Genomic DNA, 14,203 nt, shown 5'->3' with positions numbered 1-14,203 from the left:
ACGCGCCATCGTACCAAGCGGCGCCTCGCAACGCCGCGGTTTCCTGTTGTTGGGTTAACTTTCGCTGGCGGGTCTTAGCGCGCCAGACGCCGCATCACCGCTTCAGCGATCCCGTAATAGTGAAGCGCACCCTTTTCGAGCGTGAGATTGTCGATCACATAATCGCGAGGGGCGAAGTCGCCCGCGCACACATGCGACCAGAAGTCGCCCCAATCGGCGACGAAGCCGGCGGCATCGATGAACTTGCGGCCGCAACGTGCGTCGAAATAGGGCACCGAGGACACCCCGCCTTCGTAGATCACCTTGTCCGGGAAATAGTCGGGGTCCTGCCAGGGGCCGCCGCGGTCCCAGGCGAACACGGGGACGCCGCTCGACAGCGCCTGCTGGCAGGCGATGCCTTGGCTCTCATGCTCGCAGAGGAAGACCATGCTGCGGCAGCGCGCCAGCGCCGCCTTGTAGTCGCCTTCCTTGTAATGGCCGTAGCGGATCACCTCGACCGAGCGGCCGCCGGCTTCGAGATGCCGGCGGATCGGTTCGATCAATTCGGTCTCATAGCGCTCGTGTTCCCAGCGCACCTTGTCGTAGAGCAGCACGTCGATGCTCTTCTGGTCGACAGGCGTGGGCGTCCACAGATCGGTCTCGATGCCGACCGGCCAGACCTCGACATCAGGCCAATAGGGCCGGCACATGTCGGCATACCAGGCGCTGGGCACCAGGATGGTGTTCGCGTGCAGGTCTTGAAGACGCTCGGGCACTTCAATCGGATGGTTGTACATGGCGACGCCGAGGAGCAGCGGGTTTTTCCATGCGAACCAGTCGAGCACGAAGGGGCGCCCGATGATGCAGGCGAGCTCCTCCGGATGCTTTCTGATGTAGCCGTAATCGTTGACGCGATAGCGGATCCCGACCCGGTCGAGGCCGGCGCAGAGGTTGAGGAACACGCGCTTCTGGCCGCTGATCCAGGACTTGCCGAGCAGCACGCGCCGCACCAGCGGCCGGACGTGGCGGTCGCCCGGAAACCAGCGATCGTCCCGTTCCTCGAAGAACAGGTTGAGCGTCATCTGCTCGTCCATGGGACCCGCGGGCACCAGGGACGCGTCTGTCCCGCCATGGGGCAGGGAGACAGGGTTTGCCCCTGTCCGCTCAACAACGTCCATTTTAGTCATGTCCACGCATTAACCAAAGGCCGGGCGGCGTCCTGAAATCATGGTTTCTTTTGGGTGATCGCGGCGGCCCGTTCAAGGACAGGGCAAACTTAACGCTAACGCGCGAAAGCGGCGGAGGCGCCTTATTCGGTGGCCGATCTGCAGACTTAAATGACTATCTTGGGGGATGCTGCGGCGCGGTCCGCAAATCTTTGATTGTCACGCCAAAGATCCAACTGATGAACGGCCGCTCGATGTCAAGGCCGCCGGTCCCGTGCACGCATGCTGAATCGCCATTTCTCCATCTATCTCGTCGCCTACATCCTGCCAGCGGCGGTGGGCTTCTTCGCGGTCACCGCTTACACGCGGCTGCTCACGCCGGCGGAATACGGCGTCTATGTCGTCGGCATCAGCATTGCCGGCATTCTGGGGGCGATCTTCTTCGCCTGGATCAAGCTGTCGGTGTCGCGCTACCAGGCGATGTCGGCGGAGGTGGATTTTCGCGGCACGGCGATGGTCGCCTTCGCGCTGACTGTCGTTGCCATGTGCGCCGCCGCCCCGCTGGTGTTCTTGTTTCGCAGCGACGTCAGCGTCGAGCTGGTGCTCGCCAGCATGTTCGTTGCGATCATGTCGAATGCGGTCGATGTCGGCCAGGAGTTCGAACGCGCCAAGCTGCGCCCCTATCGGTTCGCGATGATCTCGATCGTACGTAGCGTGTCGAGCCTCGGCTTTGGCCTGCTCGGCATCTGGCTCGGCTGGGGCGGCATGGGCCTGCTCGCGGCGTTCGGCCTCGGCTCGCTCGCCGGCATCATCCTCAATCTCGTCGGAGATCGCACGAAGATCGCGCGCTTCCAGCGCAGCCAGTTCATGCAGCTGGCGCGCTACGGCCTGCCGCTGACCCTTGCGGGCCTTTCGGTCGCGGTCTACTCGGCCAGCGACCGGCTCATCGTCGCCTGGCTGCTCGGGAAGGATGCGGCGGGCATCTTCGGCGTCGCCGCCGATCTGCCGCGCCAGTTCATGGTGATGATCGCCTCCAGCGTCGCGGCCGCCACCGTGCCGCTGGTGTTCCGTTCGCTGTCCGAGAAGAACACCGAGACGACGCGCGAGCGGCTGACCGAGAGCCTGGAGCTGCTGCTCCTCGTCGTCGCGCCCGTCGCGGTCTGGCTGGCGCTCGCGGCCGATCAGGTCGCCGGCACGCTCGTCGGCGTCGATTTTCGCGCTGGCGTGTCGATGCTGCTGCCGACGCTGGTGCTCGCCCGCTTCTTCGGCATCGCCAACCAGTTCTACGTCCAGATCAGCTTCCAGCTCGCCGAGCGGCCGTTCATGCTGGCTGCGCAGTCCTTCCTCACGCTCATCGTGAGCGTGGCGCTGATGGTGGCGCTGGTCGCGGGCTATGGCATCTATGGCGCTGCGCTGGCAACGCTCGCGACCGAGGCGATCGGCTTCGTCGTTGCCGTCGTGCTGATGCAACGCGCCCATCCCGTTCCGTTCGACGTCAACCGGCTTGCTGGAGTTGCAGCCTCGGCCGCAGCCATGGCGGGGGCGATCCTTCTGGCCCGGTCGCAGGTCAACGGCACCGGCATCGCGGCACTGATGATCGTGAGCGTCGGCGGCGGTCTCGCTTACGTCATTGCCGCTTGGCTGCTCAATGTCGCCAACATACGGACATTATCGCTGCGCTTCGTCCGGACGTTTCACCGCAAGGCGCTTGGCGTGTAGTGCGGTTTCCGCCTCATTCCGTCCTGAGCGAACATCCGGCTGCGGCGTGGGATTTGGTTCCAGCGAGCAATATTGACCAGCAATGTCGGATCCGGAGGCGCATGGTGGTCGTCGTTCCTTTTGAGGAACTGTCGGCGCCAGAGAGGTTCTGGAACGGTCTCGCCTGATAGGAGTGAAACGTATGCTTTCGCAATACTTCCGCTCATCCGGCCGACCACTTGCACCGATCCGGAAGCCGTCCTGTCCCAAGTGCGGCGGGCACTTGAGCCTGGTAAGAATTCCCGGGCCGTCCGCGTCGGACATCGGAATGTTCGACTGCGCCTGTTGTGATCGCATCCATGCCGGCGCGGTTGAAGCAGATCCAATGCGCTCGGCGGCCGTCCTGTGGCTCGCCAGTCACGATCTCAGGTCGCCGACCTGAGCTGAAGGCAAGATGGAAGACCTGGAGGAATTCGTTCACCGCGAGAACCTGAAAATCTTCAGGAGGCAGCTTGATCTGGCCCGGGACGACGCCCGACGGCAATGGCTCCTGAAACGTCTCATCGAAGAAGAGGCGAAAGTCCGGGGCGCGCCCGGACGAATGACGATGGGCCCACCATCAAGGGACTCCTGATGGAAGGTGAGAAGGAATGATCACCGAGCGTCACGGCAGCGGGGATCTCGTCCTCGTCGCGGCATCGTAAATAAGGATCTGGAGCATTGGAAACCTGCCCAGCAGTTCGGCGCCGGCCTTCTGCGCTGCATTCTGGTCGTCGTAATGCGTCTTGAAGTGACCGTCGACCACAAGCGAAAAGCCGTCAATAGGTGCCACGTCGGCCCTTTGAACGATTCTCGGTTCACTCTCGTCTGCTGGTGCGGAGGGCTTTCTCATCGGCTGCTTTCGTATCGGTGTAAACCGCGTCGCCGGTCATTATCCGGCATCGGACTTCGCATGATCGGCTGCGATAGAGGGGTAACCGAACGGCGCGGTTGATGTTCCGTATTGTTCGGGAGATAGCTCGAACCGCTTCGATCCCTCCGTCCGTATGCCTCAGTCGTCGTCGTCCCTCACGATCTCTGGCTTGTCATACAAGACCGCGTTCAGCAGGGAATTGTGAACTTCGATCTTGCCGTTGTAGGTGATGAAGCCGAGTTTGCGAAACTTGTTCATGAAGAAGCTGACCCGGGAGCGCGTTGTCCCGATCATCTCGGCGAGCGTCCCCTGACTGATCTGCACTGCAATCGGTTGAGCGACGCCGTCTTTTCCAAAATTTGCCAGCAGAAGCAGGAGACGCGCGAGCCGCTTCTCGCTGGAGTTGAACAGCTGGTCGATCAGGTCTTCCTCGATGCGGCTGTTTCGACTGAGAAGGTACCCCATGAACAATTCGGAAAACTTCGGTTGGTTCTTGAGTGCCACGAGCATCGCGGGCTTCGCGATGGATGTGATCACGCATGGTTCCATCGCTACCGTTGTTGAAATTCGCAAGGGGTGTCCGTTCAGGCAGCCTTCGCCGAAGAATTGTCCTGGCTGCATGATTCCCACCACCGCTTCCTTGCCCTGCTCGGAAACGACCAGAACCTTGATCTTCCCTTTCTGGATATAAAAGACGGCATCTGCAGCATCGCCCTGCGAAAAAACGACCTGGTTCTTGTCGAATTTCAAAATGGCTTTGCCCTCGCCGACCTTGGCGAGAAAGATCTTGGGATCGAACGTATCCTTCGGCGCTTTCGGCATGTCGTCATCAATGTCCGGTGGAGGACGCCCGGATCAGTCCGGCCCGCACGTCGTATTCAGGCCCAATCTCGCTGCAGGCCTCCGATCCAAATGGAGACCGGCGAATTGTATCGGCTATTTCGGCTGATCCGCAATATCCCGTCTGTCCGTTCAATGGGATGCGATCGTCTGATGGCGGTCTTTCATGAGCGCGGCATCAAGCTCCGTTTGGCTGATCGGGACGGATTGGATCGGCGGCTGAGAAGCCGACGTCGCGGGCGTTTGAAACAGTGTCGCCACGCGCCGGTAGGCAACTCTCGACAACCCTTCGATCTGCTCGTCGTCGAGGAGAACGACATATTCGCCAGCTGGCTGGGGGCCCCCCAGGCTCCACAGCGTGAAGGGATTGGCGAATGAAACGGTGGTCCGCGTTGTTCTGATGGTCAAGGTTGTGATCTCCTGGGCGAACCTGCATGGGGCGTCAGCGCGCCGCTTGGCAGCCCGGCCGGTCGTGCTGGTCGAACACGGCGGTCACAGCCTACCGGTTAGCAGACATTGCCGCAGAGCAAAATTGCTCAGCTTTGACGGAATGGACCATATCGGCGAAGAGCCAATGCCGGTCATAGCACCGGCATCTGAGCTGTTGGAACTTTCGTCGCGCGCTGGTAGCACGTCACGAGAGTCTGCGCTTGGAACGAACGTCGCCGGGGTTACTTGGTGATGGCGACCGGATATGATGCCCACCCATCATGTCTGATGAATGGCGGCCCTGGTTCGCACCCCCGTTCTAGGGCCGCTAGCTTCAACGTACCGCTTCAGCCTACTCGGCTGCCCTCGTCGGATCGTCGGTGGATACTTTGTGGACGTTGCCGCATTTCGAGCATTCGAAGATGCGCAGACCGGGCCCGTCGCAACCCGCCGCGACGTGGATCAGCATCATGCGATTTTGGCAGGCCGGACAGGGTGGCCGGGGTATGGGGATCAGCGTCGGTTCAGGACGAGCGTAGACCTCGGACATATGAAGCTCCTGCCCATATGGCGGGGTATGCTGCACCCGAAGCCGCCGCCGCTTGCAGCCGATTCGCCGGCTGCGACGCGGAGAGCATGCCGCGCTCTCATGCCGGCCACTGGTCAATATTGCTCATATCAGGAAAACTGCCTGCTGGCCGCAAAGGACGGGCATTCGCCGATCACGGTGTGCTATGCTGACCTGGACGTTCGGACGGGATCGCTGGACCCCGGACGGTGCAATATCGCTCAGCAAACCATCGCACACGGATCAATATGGAGGGGACTTGGGCGCGACCCCGAGTCTCCAGCGAAGGCGTCGTGTGCGGACATGCTCGGAAGCAAATCTGATATGAGCCAAGGGCCGCCGGAGCTTCGCGCTCTGCCACAATTGCTCGCCCGCTATCGCGAACCCGATAGCGCGCGTGCGGTTTTTGAACTGGTGATCACGGCTGTGCCGCTTCTGCTCATCTGGGCCGTGATCCAGGGGGCCCTTGGTCACGGGTATTGGCTCGGCCTGCTGCTCGAGGTGCCTGCGGCCGGCTTGCTCGTGCGGCTCTTCATGATCCAGCACGATTGCGGGCACGGCTCGTTCTTTCGCAGCAGGGCCGTGAACGATTGGGTCGGCCGAGCGCTCGGTGTCATGACCCTGACGCCATATGATTATTGGCGAGGCAGCCATGCACGCCATCACGCAAACTCGGGCAATCTCGACCACAGGGGTCTGGGCGACATCGACACACTGACCGTGAGCGAGTTTCACGCGCGGCCGCGCGGACGTCGGCTGCTCTATCGTCTCTATCGGCATCCCATCGTGATGTTTGGCGTCGGTCCGGCCTATCTATTCCTCCTGAAGCATCGATTGCCGGTCGGAATGATGCGTGGTGGCTGGAAACCCTGGTTGAGCACAATGGGCACGAATGCCGGCATCGCGCTTCTCGTCGTGACGATGGTGCGGTGGGTGGGCTATGGGCCTTTCCTGCTCGTGCATCTGCCCATCGTGATTCTGGCTGCGTCGATTGGTGTCTGGCTGTTCTACGTCCAGCATCAGTTCGAGGACACGTACTGGTCCCATGACGAAGACTGGAGCTTCCACGAAGCTGCATTGCATGGCAGTTCCCACTACCATTTGCCGGCGGTCCTGCGATGGTTCACAGCGAATATCGGCATCCACCATATCCATCACCTGAGCAGCCGGATTCCCTGCTACAGATTGCCCGAAGTGTTGCGGGACCATCCGCAACTCGCTGACGTCAGACGGATGACCCTGCTCCCGAGTCTGCGGTCCGTGCGACTTGTCCTGTGGGACGAGGAGCGGTTTCAGCTCGTCTCTTTCGGAGAGGCGCGGGCCCGGCGCGCCGGGTGACGAACCGGCAAGACCGAACGGCTGCGGCTTGCGCATGCGCATCTGAATTCTGCGCTACATCTCACGCCCGATAATCTATGTATCGTCCCCCTCGCCGACATCGTCAGCGAGGCGGCCGACGATAACCAAGAACAGAAGTGGAGGACGTTGATGGCGGCCTTGCGGGCCTACGCGTCAATGCATTCCGCCAGGGACGGAGATGCCGCGCTTCAACGGAAAATCCTGGGAGCTGTTCGGCGGCGTTCTCGGCGAATAAGCTCCGGGTGCCATGACAACGTCCTCCAACCACAGTGCTGACATATGACGACACCGACCGGCCCTCTCAGCGGTATCCGCGTTCTCGATCTGACGAGCGTGCTGTTCGGTCCGTACGCCGCGCAAATGCTCGGCGATTGGGGCGCGGATGTCATCAAGATCGAGCCGCCCGCAGGCGACACCTGGCGCTACACCGGCCTGTTCAGGAACCGCGGCATGAGCGGCCAGTTCATGGCGGTCAACCGCAACAAACGCAGCCTCGCGCTTGACCTGAAGCATCCGGACGGCAAGGCGGTCCTGGCAAAACTGATCCCGATGGTCGACGCGCTCGTCACCAACGTGCGCCCCGCCGCGATGGCGCGGCTCGGCTTCGGCTACGCCGACTGTGCAAAGCTCAATCCGCGTCTGATCTATGCCGCCGCCACCGGCTTTGGCCAGGACGGGCCCTGGGCGGCGCGCCCGGCCTTCGACGAGATCATCCAGGCGGCCTCCGGCCTCGCATCATCGATCGGGTCGGACGAGAAGCCGGAATTCGTCCCGAGCCTGATCGGCGACAAGATCTGTGCGATGGCGATGGTCGGCGCGGTTTCCGCCGCGCTGTTCCGCCGCGAGCGCACCGGGCAGGGCCAGATGGTCGAGGTGCCGATGCTGGAGACGATCGCGGGCTTCAACAGCATCGAGATGCTGGGCGGGCACGCATTCGATCCGCCGATCGGGCCGACCGGCTACAAGCGCATGAAGAACCGGCGTCCGGTGAAAACCCGGGATGGCTGGCTGACGATGCTGCCCTATTCCGGGGACAATTGGTGCGCCTTCTTCGAAGCCGTCGGTCGCCCCGAGCTGATCGATGAACTGGGCGTGCGCGATCCCGTGCTGCGCTCGCAGAACATCGACAAGGTCTACGACCGCATGAGCGAGATCGGGCCGACCCGCACCACGGCGGAATGGGAGGAGCTTTTGCTGCGGCTCGACGTGCCGCACACCGCCTTCGCCAGGTTGACGGAGATCGGCGAGCAGCCGCATCTCGAGGCCGTCGGGCTGTTTGCCGATATCGATCACCCGACGGAAGGGCGAATTCGCCAGGCGCGTCCTGCGACGAAATTCTCCGAGAGCCCGGCCGGTATCCACCGCATGGCGCCAAGACTTGGCGAGCATTCGCGCGAAGTTTTGCGCGAAGTCGGACTGAGCGACGCCGAGATCGAGGCGCTTGTCGCCAGCAAGGCCGTTGCCGCGCCGTAGGTCCGGCGCGCCATCAGTTGAACCTTGGCAGTTGAACCTTGGCAGTTGAGCCTTAGCGCTTGACGCCGGCGGATGCCGTCACGGTCGCCTGTCCAAGGCTCTGTCCAAGGCTCTGTTGCCAGTACATCTCGACCTGGTCGACCAAAGCGGGGGGCAGTGGAACGTAGTTGAGCGCTTCAGCCTGCGTCTTCCCGTTCTCGAGCGACCAGCGCATGAAGTCGATGGCAGCAGTCGATCGTTCCGGAGATTTCGGCTGCTTGGGCATCACCACGAACGTCGTCGCCGTGATCGGATAGGCATCCTCACCCGGTGCATTGGTGAGGACGAGATGGAAATCCCTGTCCGCCGTCCAGTCCGCGCTGGAGGCGGCCGCCTGGAACGAGGCGGCATCGGGCGCCACGAAACGGCCCGCGCTGTTCTGCACCACGCCGAACGAGATCTTGTCCAGCCGCTGCAAAGCATAGGCATATTCGAGGTAGCCGATCGCGCCGGGCACGAGGCTGACAAGCGAGGCGACGCCGTCATTGCCGCGGCCGCCGAGGCCGACCGGCCATTCGACTGCGGTGCCTTCGCCGACGCTCGTCTTCCATTGCGGGCTGACCTTGGACAGATAGTTCGACCAGTTGAACGTCGTGCCCGATCCGTCGATGCGATGCACGACGGTGATCGCCGCGTTCGGCAGCTTCAAACCGGGATTGATGGCGCCAATGGCCGGATCGTTCCAGGCCTTGATTTTGCCGAGATAGATGCCGGCGAGCACGTCGCCGGTGAAATGCATCTGGCCCGGCTTGACGCCGTCGATGTTGACGACCGGAACGACGTCGCCGATCACGATCGGGAACTGGATCATGCCGAGCTTGTCCAGCTCCTTCGGATCGAGCGGCATGTCGGTGGCACCGAAATCGACCGAGGCCTTCTTGATCAAGCCGATGCCGATGCTCGATCCCACCGCCTGATAGTTCACGGTGTTACCGGTTTTCGCCTTGTAGGCGTCGATCCATTTCGCCATCACGGGCGAAACGAAGGTTGAGCCAGCGCCAGTGGTCTCGGCAGCGACGCTTTGCGTGGCGACGACGAGGGCGGCGAGGACGATCGGAAGCCTGATATGTTTCATCATGGCTGCGAAGCTAGCCGCACGCCCGGCAAGCCTGTGTGGTCTATGTCACAGAACTGTAATATAAATGAAAAGCATCTGATTCAGCGGCTGTGTGATCCGACCGCACAAGGCTGCCAGCCTCAAGAACCGAAAATGCGGGCGATGCTGATCAGGACGGCCGCGACAACGGCCAACGACACCGAGACGCGCGTGCCCGCCAGCTCCGGGCCGGCCTTGGCCGCGGACCGCCCTTCCGCCCGCGCGGGCCCTCGTATATGAGAGTTCCGTCGCCGAACGGACCCGATATCGCCCGAAAGGGAACGGATGGTGGCTGCGAATTCTTAATCCAAAGATCGCAATCTGACGGATCATCGATGCAAGTGCGGACAGGCAACCGGGGAATGGCATGAAAGACCTGATGGCGACGGCGCTGTCCAATCGCGTGATGCGGCGTTGGGAAGCTCCCGGAATTGTGATGTTCGCGGCGGCGATCGCGCTGGCCGCCCCGGGCGCCGCCCTTGCCGCCAAGCAGCCGCGCCAGACCGTCGAGGCGGTCGCGCAGCGCGAGGCCGGCGAGCCGATCATGGCAATCGTGTCGATCAAGAGCCAGCAGGTCACGTTCTACGATTCAGAGGGCTGGATCCTGCGCGCACCGGTCTCGACCGGCACGACCGGACGCGAGACGCCTGCGGGCGTCTTCGCCGTCATCGAAAAGGACAAGGACCATCACTCCTCGATGTATGACGATGCCTGGATGCCGAACATGCAGCGCATCACCTGGAACGGCATCGCGCTTCATGGCGGGCCGCTGCCCGGCTACGCCGCGTCGCATGGTTGCGTCCGCATGCCCTTTGGTTTCGCCGAGAGCCTGTTCGACAAGACCAACATCGGCATGCGGGTGATCATCTCGCCGAATGACGCCGCTCCGGTCGATTTCTCGCATCCTTCGCTGTTCGTGCCGAGCAAGGACGCCATTGCGGCGGCTCCCGGCCGCGTCGGCAAGCTCGCCGCCGAAGCCGACGAGGCCACCAGGGTCGCCGACGAGACCAAGAAGGCTGCGGCTGCGGCAGCAAAGGAGGCGCAGTCGCTCCCGGCGACGCTGCGCAAGCTCGAGCAGCAGAAGGCTCGCGCCGATGCCGAGAACGCCTATGCCGACAAGCTGGTTGCCAATGCCAAGAACGACCAGGCCAGAGCAAAGGCCGATGAATTGAAGCAGAAGGCCGCCGCCAAGGCCGCCGATGCAGCAACCCAGCTCGACACCGCGAAGGCCGATGCGCAACCGAAGCGCGACGCCGTCGCTGCCACCAAGGACGCCGCCAAAGCCGCTGCGGCCAGGAAGGCCGACGCGGTGAAAGCTGCGACCGACGCAAAACTCGCGCTCGAGCCGGTCTCGGTCTACATCAGCCGCGCGACGCAGAAGCTTTACGTGCGCCGCAACACCCACAAGCCGGCGCCGGATGGCGGCGGCGAGGTGTTCGACACCAGCATCGAGGTTCCCGTCACGATCCGTAATCCCGAGCAGCCGCTCGGCACGCACATTTTCACGGCGATGGCGAAGAACGACACTGGTCTGCGCTGGAGCGTGGTCAGCATCGACGAAGGCGACAACGCCAAGAATGCGCTCGATCGCATCACCATCCCGCAGGAGGTGTGGGACCGCATCGCGCCGACCGCGTTGCCGCGTTCCTCGATCATCATCTCGGACGAGCCCCTGAGCGCCGAGACCAACTACCGCACCGAGTTCGTCGCGGTCCTCAGCAACCACCCGCAAGGCGGCTTCATCACCCGCAAGCCGACCGCGCCGCCGGTGGAAATGGCCAGCGACGACGGCTGGGGTGGCGGCTTCGGCGGCAATGGCTTCTTCTTCTTTGGGCAGCGCGATCCCAACCCGCAACCGGTCAATCCGCGCCGGCGCGGCGGCCAGTACCAGTACTACCAATCGACCCAGCCGGTGCAGCGGAGTTTTTGGTAGGAGCGAAGCCGGAGCGCGGGGTCTCCCGCCATGACGGCCTTGCCGTGATCACCAGGGCCTGAGCTCGTCCTCGACCGACGCCGCCTTCACGCAGGGCGGCGATCCGGACGCTATCGCTCGTGCGACAGCGTTCGGCCGACCAGATAGTCCAGCGAGACGCGTCCGGGTCCGTAGGCCATAATGCCCAGCGCCATCGCCGCCCAGGTGATGTGCACCGGCCAGCCGTCAGGCACGGTGAGCTCGACGATCAGCGTCATGAACAGCAGTCCGAGGGCTGCGAACCGCGTGCCGAGCCCGAGGACCAGCAGGATCGGGAACGTGATCTCGCCGCACCCTGACAGGAAGGCCATGACCGCCGGCGCGGGATAATGATAGGGGCCGCCCGGCAAATGCAGCATGAACTCGTCGGAAAACAGCGTCACCGCGGTATCGTTCAGCTTGAGGAAGCCGCCCCATTTGAGAATTCCGGAGCGCCAGAACGGCACGGCGAGCGCGAGCCGCAGCATGAGCTGGACCAGCGAGGGCGCAGCGATCGTCTGCACCAGATGATTGGCTTTATCGACGAGAAGCCTGAGGGGCGGCAGGCTTGCTTCCGCCGACATGCGTTGGTCCGTGATCATCATGCGTCTCCGAAATCAATTGAAGTGAACGCGCCTGCCTCGACCAGGCCGGCAATATTGACCGCGATGTCGAAATCGGCCGACGCCTCCAGCGCCAATGCCGCAGCCTCGCCGAGCGTCCGCCCCTGCGTCAGGCACGTTGCGAAGACCGCCCCGCCGGCAGGCAAGTGGCGCACGATGACATCGAAGCCGGGCCGCGTGATCAGCGCGTCTTCCGGTGTCGAGGCGTCGATGCGGTCCACGGGCGCGCTTTCGCGGTTGGCGGCAAAGATCGTCACCGCCGAGTAGTCCGAACGCACGATCTGCGCTGCCGGGTGCGGTATGAGAACGAGGTCGGCCAGTCGCTCCGGCGCGACCGCGCCGAGTTGCGCTGGATCCAGCGGCGTTGCGTCGCGCGCGTGGTAGGCGTCGAGCCAGGCCCGCTCGATCCGGGCGACATCGGCAAGCCATGGCATGGTTTGCGCGTGCTCGTATTGTGCGATGAAGTCCGGAAAGCCGCGGCCATATTCGAACAGCAGCGGCGAGGTCGGCGGACTGCTGCGAACATGGAAGCGCGCCATGGCGCGGAAGAAGTCGGTGCCGGTGATGCGCTGCACCGCCGGATAGATCGCAGCGAGCGCGTCGATCAGGCTGACCGTGACGTTGTTGCGATAGACGTCGTAGCGCTTTCCGGCGGCCTTGCCGTTCGGGCCGGTCACGACCTGTGGCACGCGACAGTCGGGGTCCAACAGTCCCGGCGCGAAGGCCGCGGCGAAACAGACCGGCTCAGGCGGCATGACGATCCTCCGCGGGCACGGTGATCCCGCAGCGGTCGAGGATTGCCTGTGCAGCGGCGGCTTCCGCCTGCAGGACCGGCCAATCCGGAATCTTGCTGTCCCACTCGATCAGCGTCGGCACCGGGCCGCAGCGTTCGATGACGATCTCGTAGAGCTTCCACACGGCATCCGCGACCGGCCCGTCATGGCTGTCGATCAGCAGCGGCTCGCCGTCGTCGTCGCTCTGCGCGTCGTGCCCGGCAAGGTGAATCTCGCCGACGCGGGACAGTGGAAAGTCGGCGAGATAGTCGAGCGCCGAAAAGCCGTGATTGGTCGCGGACACGAAGACGTTGTTGACGTCGAGCAGCAGGCTGCATCCCGTGCGCTCCGCAACGCTGCGGATGAAGTCGGTCTCGCTGATCGTCGACTCCGCGAAAGCAAGGTAGGTCGACGGGTTTTCCAGCAGGATCGGACGCCGGATCGCCTCCTGCATCTGGTCGATGTGATCGCAGACGTGGCGCAGCGTCGCCGCCGTGTACGGCAGCGGCAGCAGATCGTTGAAGAAGCTGGTCGCATGCGTCGACCAGGCGAGATGCTCGGACACCAGCGCCGGCTGATAGCGCGCCACCAGGCCGCGGAAGCGCGCCAGGTGCGCCTTGTCGAGCGGCTGCGGTCCGCCGATCGACATGCAGACGCCGTGCAGCGAGAGCGGATGATAGCGGCGGATCGCTTCCAGCGCGCGATGCGGCGGTCCGCCCGCGCCCATATAATTCTCGGCATGGACCTCGAAGAAGCCTCGTTGCCGACCTGCTTCGAGAATCGCCCCGAGGTGCTCGTGCTTGAAGCTGGTGCCGGCGACGCCGCCGATCGGGAGTGGAAAGCGGAGGGGCGTGGGCCGGACTGGCCCGGTTGTCGCTGTCATCTCGCTCCTCCGCTTCCCTGTTGCGATGCTGGTTCGCCGCGTCAGACCGGCTTCAGCGAGCCCTTCTTGCCGTTCGGCAACTCGATGCTGGTGCAGGTGCCACCCTGCACGAACTTCCAGGCGTTGCCCTGGAAATCGGCGGTCGAGGTGCCCTGGCAGGTGGTGCCCGGTCCGGCGGCGCAGTCGTTCTGACCCTTCAGCGCGACGCCGAAGCACTTTTCCTTCTTGGCGGCCATGGCGGCGTCCGCCTCGGCCTTGGTCAGCGGCCCGGCGACGGCCAAGGTCGCAAGCGCAGTGCTGACGGCGCCGGCGAGAACCAGCGTAGTGACGGTATTTTTGGCAGACATCGAATTCCTCCTTATGGGATTGCAAGAATGCTCGGCGACGAGCGCATTGTTTCCTTCGCTCTCACC

At 63.4% G+C, this 14,203-nt stretch carries 15 protein-coding genes; 5 read left to right on the top strand and 10 right to left on the bottom strand.

Annotated elements, in window-relative coordinates:
- Window positions 1-74: 74 nt before the first annotated feature.
- Window positions 75-1,157, bottom strand: coding sequence for a glycosyltransferase (locus tag JQ621_RS23300; RefSeq protein WP_212237019.1), 1,083 nt, complete (start codon window positions 1,155-1,157; stop codon window positions 75-77).
- A gap of 270 nt (window positions 1,158-1,427) precedes the next feature.
- On the opposite strand from JQ621_RS23300, the gene JQ621_RS23295 reads away from it, so the two are divergent.
- Together JQ621_RS23295 and JQ621_RS23290 are read left to right on the top strand one after the other, a co-directional pair.
- Window positions 1,428-2,864: a lipopolysaccharide biosynthesis protein gene (locus JQ621_RS23295; RefSeq protein ID WP_212237017.1), complete on the top strand. Its 1,437-nt coding sequence runs from the start codon at window positions 1,428-1,430 to the stop codon at window positions 2,862-2,864.
- Between the two features lie 433 nt (window positions 2,865-3,297).
- Window positions 3,298-3,477 (top strand): hypothetical protein, encoded by a 180-nt coding sequence (locus tag JQ621_RS23290; RefSeq protein WP_212237015.1) that lies wholly within the window; start codon window positions 3,298-3,300, stop codon window positions 3,475-3,477.
- 30 nt (window positions 3,478-3,507) lie between these two features.
- Here JQ621_RS23290 and JQ621_RS23285 read toward each other — a convergent pair whose 3' ends face one another.
- The 4 genes from JQ621_RS23285 to JQ621_RS23270 all read right to left on the bottom strand — a co-directional run bounded on the left by JQ621_RS23285 (window position 3,508) and on the right by JQ621_RS23270 (window position 5,575).
- Window positions 3,508-3,735: a hypothetical protein gene (locus JQ621_RS23285; protein WP_212237013.1), complete on the bottom strand. Its 228-nt coding sequence runs from the start codon at window positions 3,733-3,735 to the stop codon at window positions 3,508-3,510.
- 159 nt (window positions 3,736-3,894) lie between these two features.
- Complete coding sequence (locus JQ621_RS23280; protein WP_212237011.1) at window positions 3,895-4,578, bottom strand: Crp/Fnr family transcriptional regulator; 684 nt, start codon at window positions 4,576-4,578, stop codon at window positions 3,895-3,897.
- A gap of 150 nt (window positions 4,579-4,728) precedes the next feature.
- Window positions 4,729-5,004, bottom strand: coding sequence for a hypothetical protein (locus JQ621_RS23275; protein WP_212237010.1), 276 nt, complete (start codon window positions 5,002-5,004; stop codon window positions 4,729-4,731).
- Window positions 5,005-5,377: 373 nt separating this feature from the next.
- Window positions 5,378-5,575 carry a hypothetical protein gene (locus JQ621_RS23270; RefSeq protein ID WP_212237009.1) on the bottom strand — a complete coding sequence of 66 codons (198 nt, stop codon included), beginning with the start codon at window positions 5,573-5,575 and terminating at the stop codon, window positions 5,378-5,380.
- A 342-nt stretch (window positions 5,576-5,917) separates the two neighbouring features.
- On the opposite strand from JQ621_RS23270, the gene JQ621_RS23265 reads away from it, so the two are divergent.
- Both JQ621_RS23265 and JQ621_RS23260 read left to right on the top strand, forming a co-directional pair.
- Window positions 5,918-6,931 carry a fatty acid desaturase gene (locus JQ621_RS23265; protein ID WP_212237202.1) on the top strand — a complete coding sequence of 338 codons (1,014 nt, stop codon included), beginning with the start codon at window positions 5,918-5,920 and terminating at the stop codon, window positions 6,929-6,931.
- A gap of 300 nt (window positions 6,932-7,231) precedes the next feature.
- Window positions 7,232-8,425, top strand: a complete 1,194-nt coding sequence (locus JQ621_RS23260) for a CaiB/BaiF CoA transferase family protein (RefSeq protein WP_212237008.1) — start codon at window positions 7,232-7,234, stop codon at window positions 8,423-8,425.
- Between the two features lie 52 nt (window positions 8,426-8,477).
- Here JQ621_RS23260 and pstS read toward each other — a convergent pair whose 3' ends face one another.
- Window positions 8,478-9,542, bottom strand: coding sequence for a phosphate ABC transporter substrate-binding protein PstS (gene pstS / locus JQ621_RS23255; protein WP_212237007.1), 1,065 nt, complete (start codon window positions 9,540-9,542; stop codon window positions 8,478-8,480).
- A 385-nt stretch (window positions 9,543-9,927) separates the two neighbouring features.
- Here pstS and JQ621_RS23250 point away from each other — a divergent pair, with 385 nt between their 5' ends.
- Window positions 9,928-11,493 (top strand): L,D-transpeptidase, encoded by a 1,566-nt coding sequence (locus JQ621_RS23250; RefSeq protein ID WP_212237006.1) that lies wholly within the window; start codon window positions 9,928-9,930, stop codon window positions 11,491-11,493.
- 110 nt (window positions 11,494-11,603) lie between these two features.
- Here JQ621_RS23250 and JQ621_RS23245 read toward each other — a convergent pair whose 3' ends face one another.
- The 4 genes from JQ621_RS23245 to JQ621_RS23230 are packed head-to-tail and all read right to left on the bottom strand — an operon-like array spanning window position 11,604 to window position 14,137.
- A complete protein-coding gene (locus tag JQ621_RS23245) occupies window positions 11,604-12,113 on the bottom strand; it encodes a DoxX family protein (RefSeq protein WP_212237005.1) in 510 nt (169 codons plus the stop codon).
- Window positions 12,113-12,889, bottom strand: coding sequence for an HvfC/BufC N-terminal domain-containing protein (locus JQ621_RS23240; protein ID WP_212237004.1), 777 nt, complete (start codon window positions 12,887-12,889; stop codon window positions 12,113-12,115). Before JQ621_RS23240 ends, JQ621_RS23245 begins: the two co-directional genes overlap by 1 nt.
- A complete protein-coding gene (gene bufB / locus JQ621_RS23235; protein WP_212237003.1) occupies window positions 12,879-13,790 on the bottom strand; it encodes an MNIO family bufferin maturase in 912 nt (303 codons plus the stop codon). Before bufB ends, JQ621_RS23240 begins: the two co-directional genes overlap by 11 nt.
- 41 nt (window positions 13,791-13,831) lie before the next feature.
- Window positions 13,832-14,137 (bottom strand): BufA1 family periplasmic bufferin-type metallophore, encoded by a 306-nt coding sequence (locus JQ621_RS23230; RefSeq protein ID WP_212237002.1) that lies wholly within the window; start codon window positions 14,135-14,137, stop codon window positions 13,832-13,834.
- Window positions 14,138-14,203: the final 66 nt, after the last annotated feature.

Origin of the sequence: Bradyrhizobium manausense, assembly GCF_018129685.1 — a bacterium.
In the GTDB taxonomy this organism is placed as follows: Bacteria; Pseudomonadota; Alphaproteobacteria; order Rhizobiales; family Xanthobacteraceae; genus Bradyrhizobium; species Bradyrhizobium manausense_D.
The sequence above is the reverse complement of the archived record's forward strand: the minus strand, read 5'-3'. Positions and strand labels throughout refer to the sequence as shown.

What these genes read in the sequence shown, in the direction of transcription:
- JQ621_RS23230 (WP_212237002.1), bottom strand. Translation starts at nt 14,137, where the DNA reads ATGTCTGCCAAAAATACCGTCACTACGCTGGTTCTCGCCGGCGCCGTC.
- JQ621_RS23290 (WP_212237015.1), top strand. Translation starts at nt 3,298, where the DNA reads ATGGAAGACCTGGAGGAATTCGTTCACCGCGAGAACCTGAAAATCTTC.
- JQ621_RS23285 (WP_212237013.1), bottom strand. Translation starts at nt 3,735, where the DNA reads ATGAGAAAGCCCTCCGCACCAGCAGACGAGAGTGAACCGAGAATCGTT.
- JQ621_RS23240 (WP_212237004.1), bottom strand. Translation starts at nt 12,889, where the DNA reads ATGCCGCCTGAGCCGGTCTGTTTCGCCGCGGCCTTCGCGCCGGGACTG.
- pstS (WP_212237007.1), bottom strand. Translation starts at nt 9,542, where the DNA reads ATGATGAAACATATCAGGCTTCCGATCGTCCTCGCCGCCCTCGTCGTC.
- JQ621_RS23280 (WP_212237011.1), bottom strand. Translation starts at nt 4,578, where the DNA reads ATGCCGAAAGCGCCGAAGGATACGTTCGATCCCAAGATCTTTCTCGCC.
- JQ621_RS23245 (WP_212237005.1), bottom strand. Translation starts at nt 12,113, where the DNA reads ATGATCACGGACCAACGCATGTCGGCGGAAGCAAGCCTGCCGCCCCTC.
- bufB (WP_212237003.1), bottom strand. Translation starts at nt 13,790, where the DNA reads ATGACAGCGACAACCGGGCCAGTCCGGCCCACGCCCCTCCGCTTTCCA.
- JQ621_RS23250 (WP_212237006.1), top strand. Translation starts at nt 9,928, where the DNA reads ATGAAAGACCTGATGGCGACGGCGCTGTCCAATCGCGTGATGCGGCGT.
- JQ621_RS23260 (WP_212237008.1), top strand. Translation starts at nt 7,232, where the DNA reads ATGACGACACCGACCGGCCCTCTCAGCGGTATCCGCGTTCTCGATCTG.
- JQ621_RS23300 (WP_212237019.1), bottom strand. Translation starts at nt 1,157, where the DNA reads ATGGACGTTGTTGAGCGGACAGGGGCAAACCCTGTCTCCCTGCCCCAT.
- JQ621_RS23295 (WP_212237017.1), top strand. Translation starts at nt 1,428, where the DNA reads ATGCTGAATCGCCATTTCTCCATCTATCTCGTCGCCTACATCCTGCCA.
- JQ621_RS23265 (WP_212237202.1), top strand. Translation starts at nt 5,918, where the DNA reads ATGAGCCAAGGGCCGCCGGAGCTTCGCGCTCTGCCACAATTGCTCGCC.
- JQ621_RS23270 (WP_212237009.1), bottom strand. Translation starts at nt 5,575, where the DNA reads ATGTCCGAGGTCTACGCTCGTCCTGAACCGACGCTGATCCCCATACCC.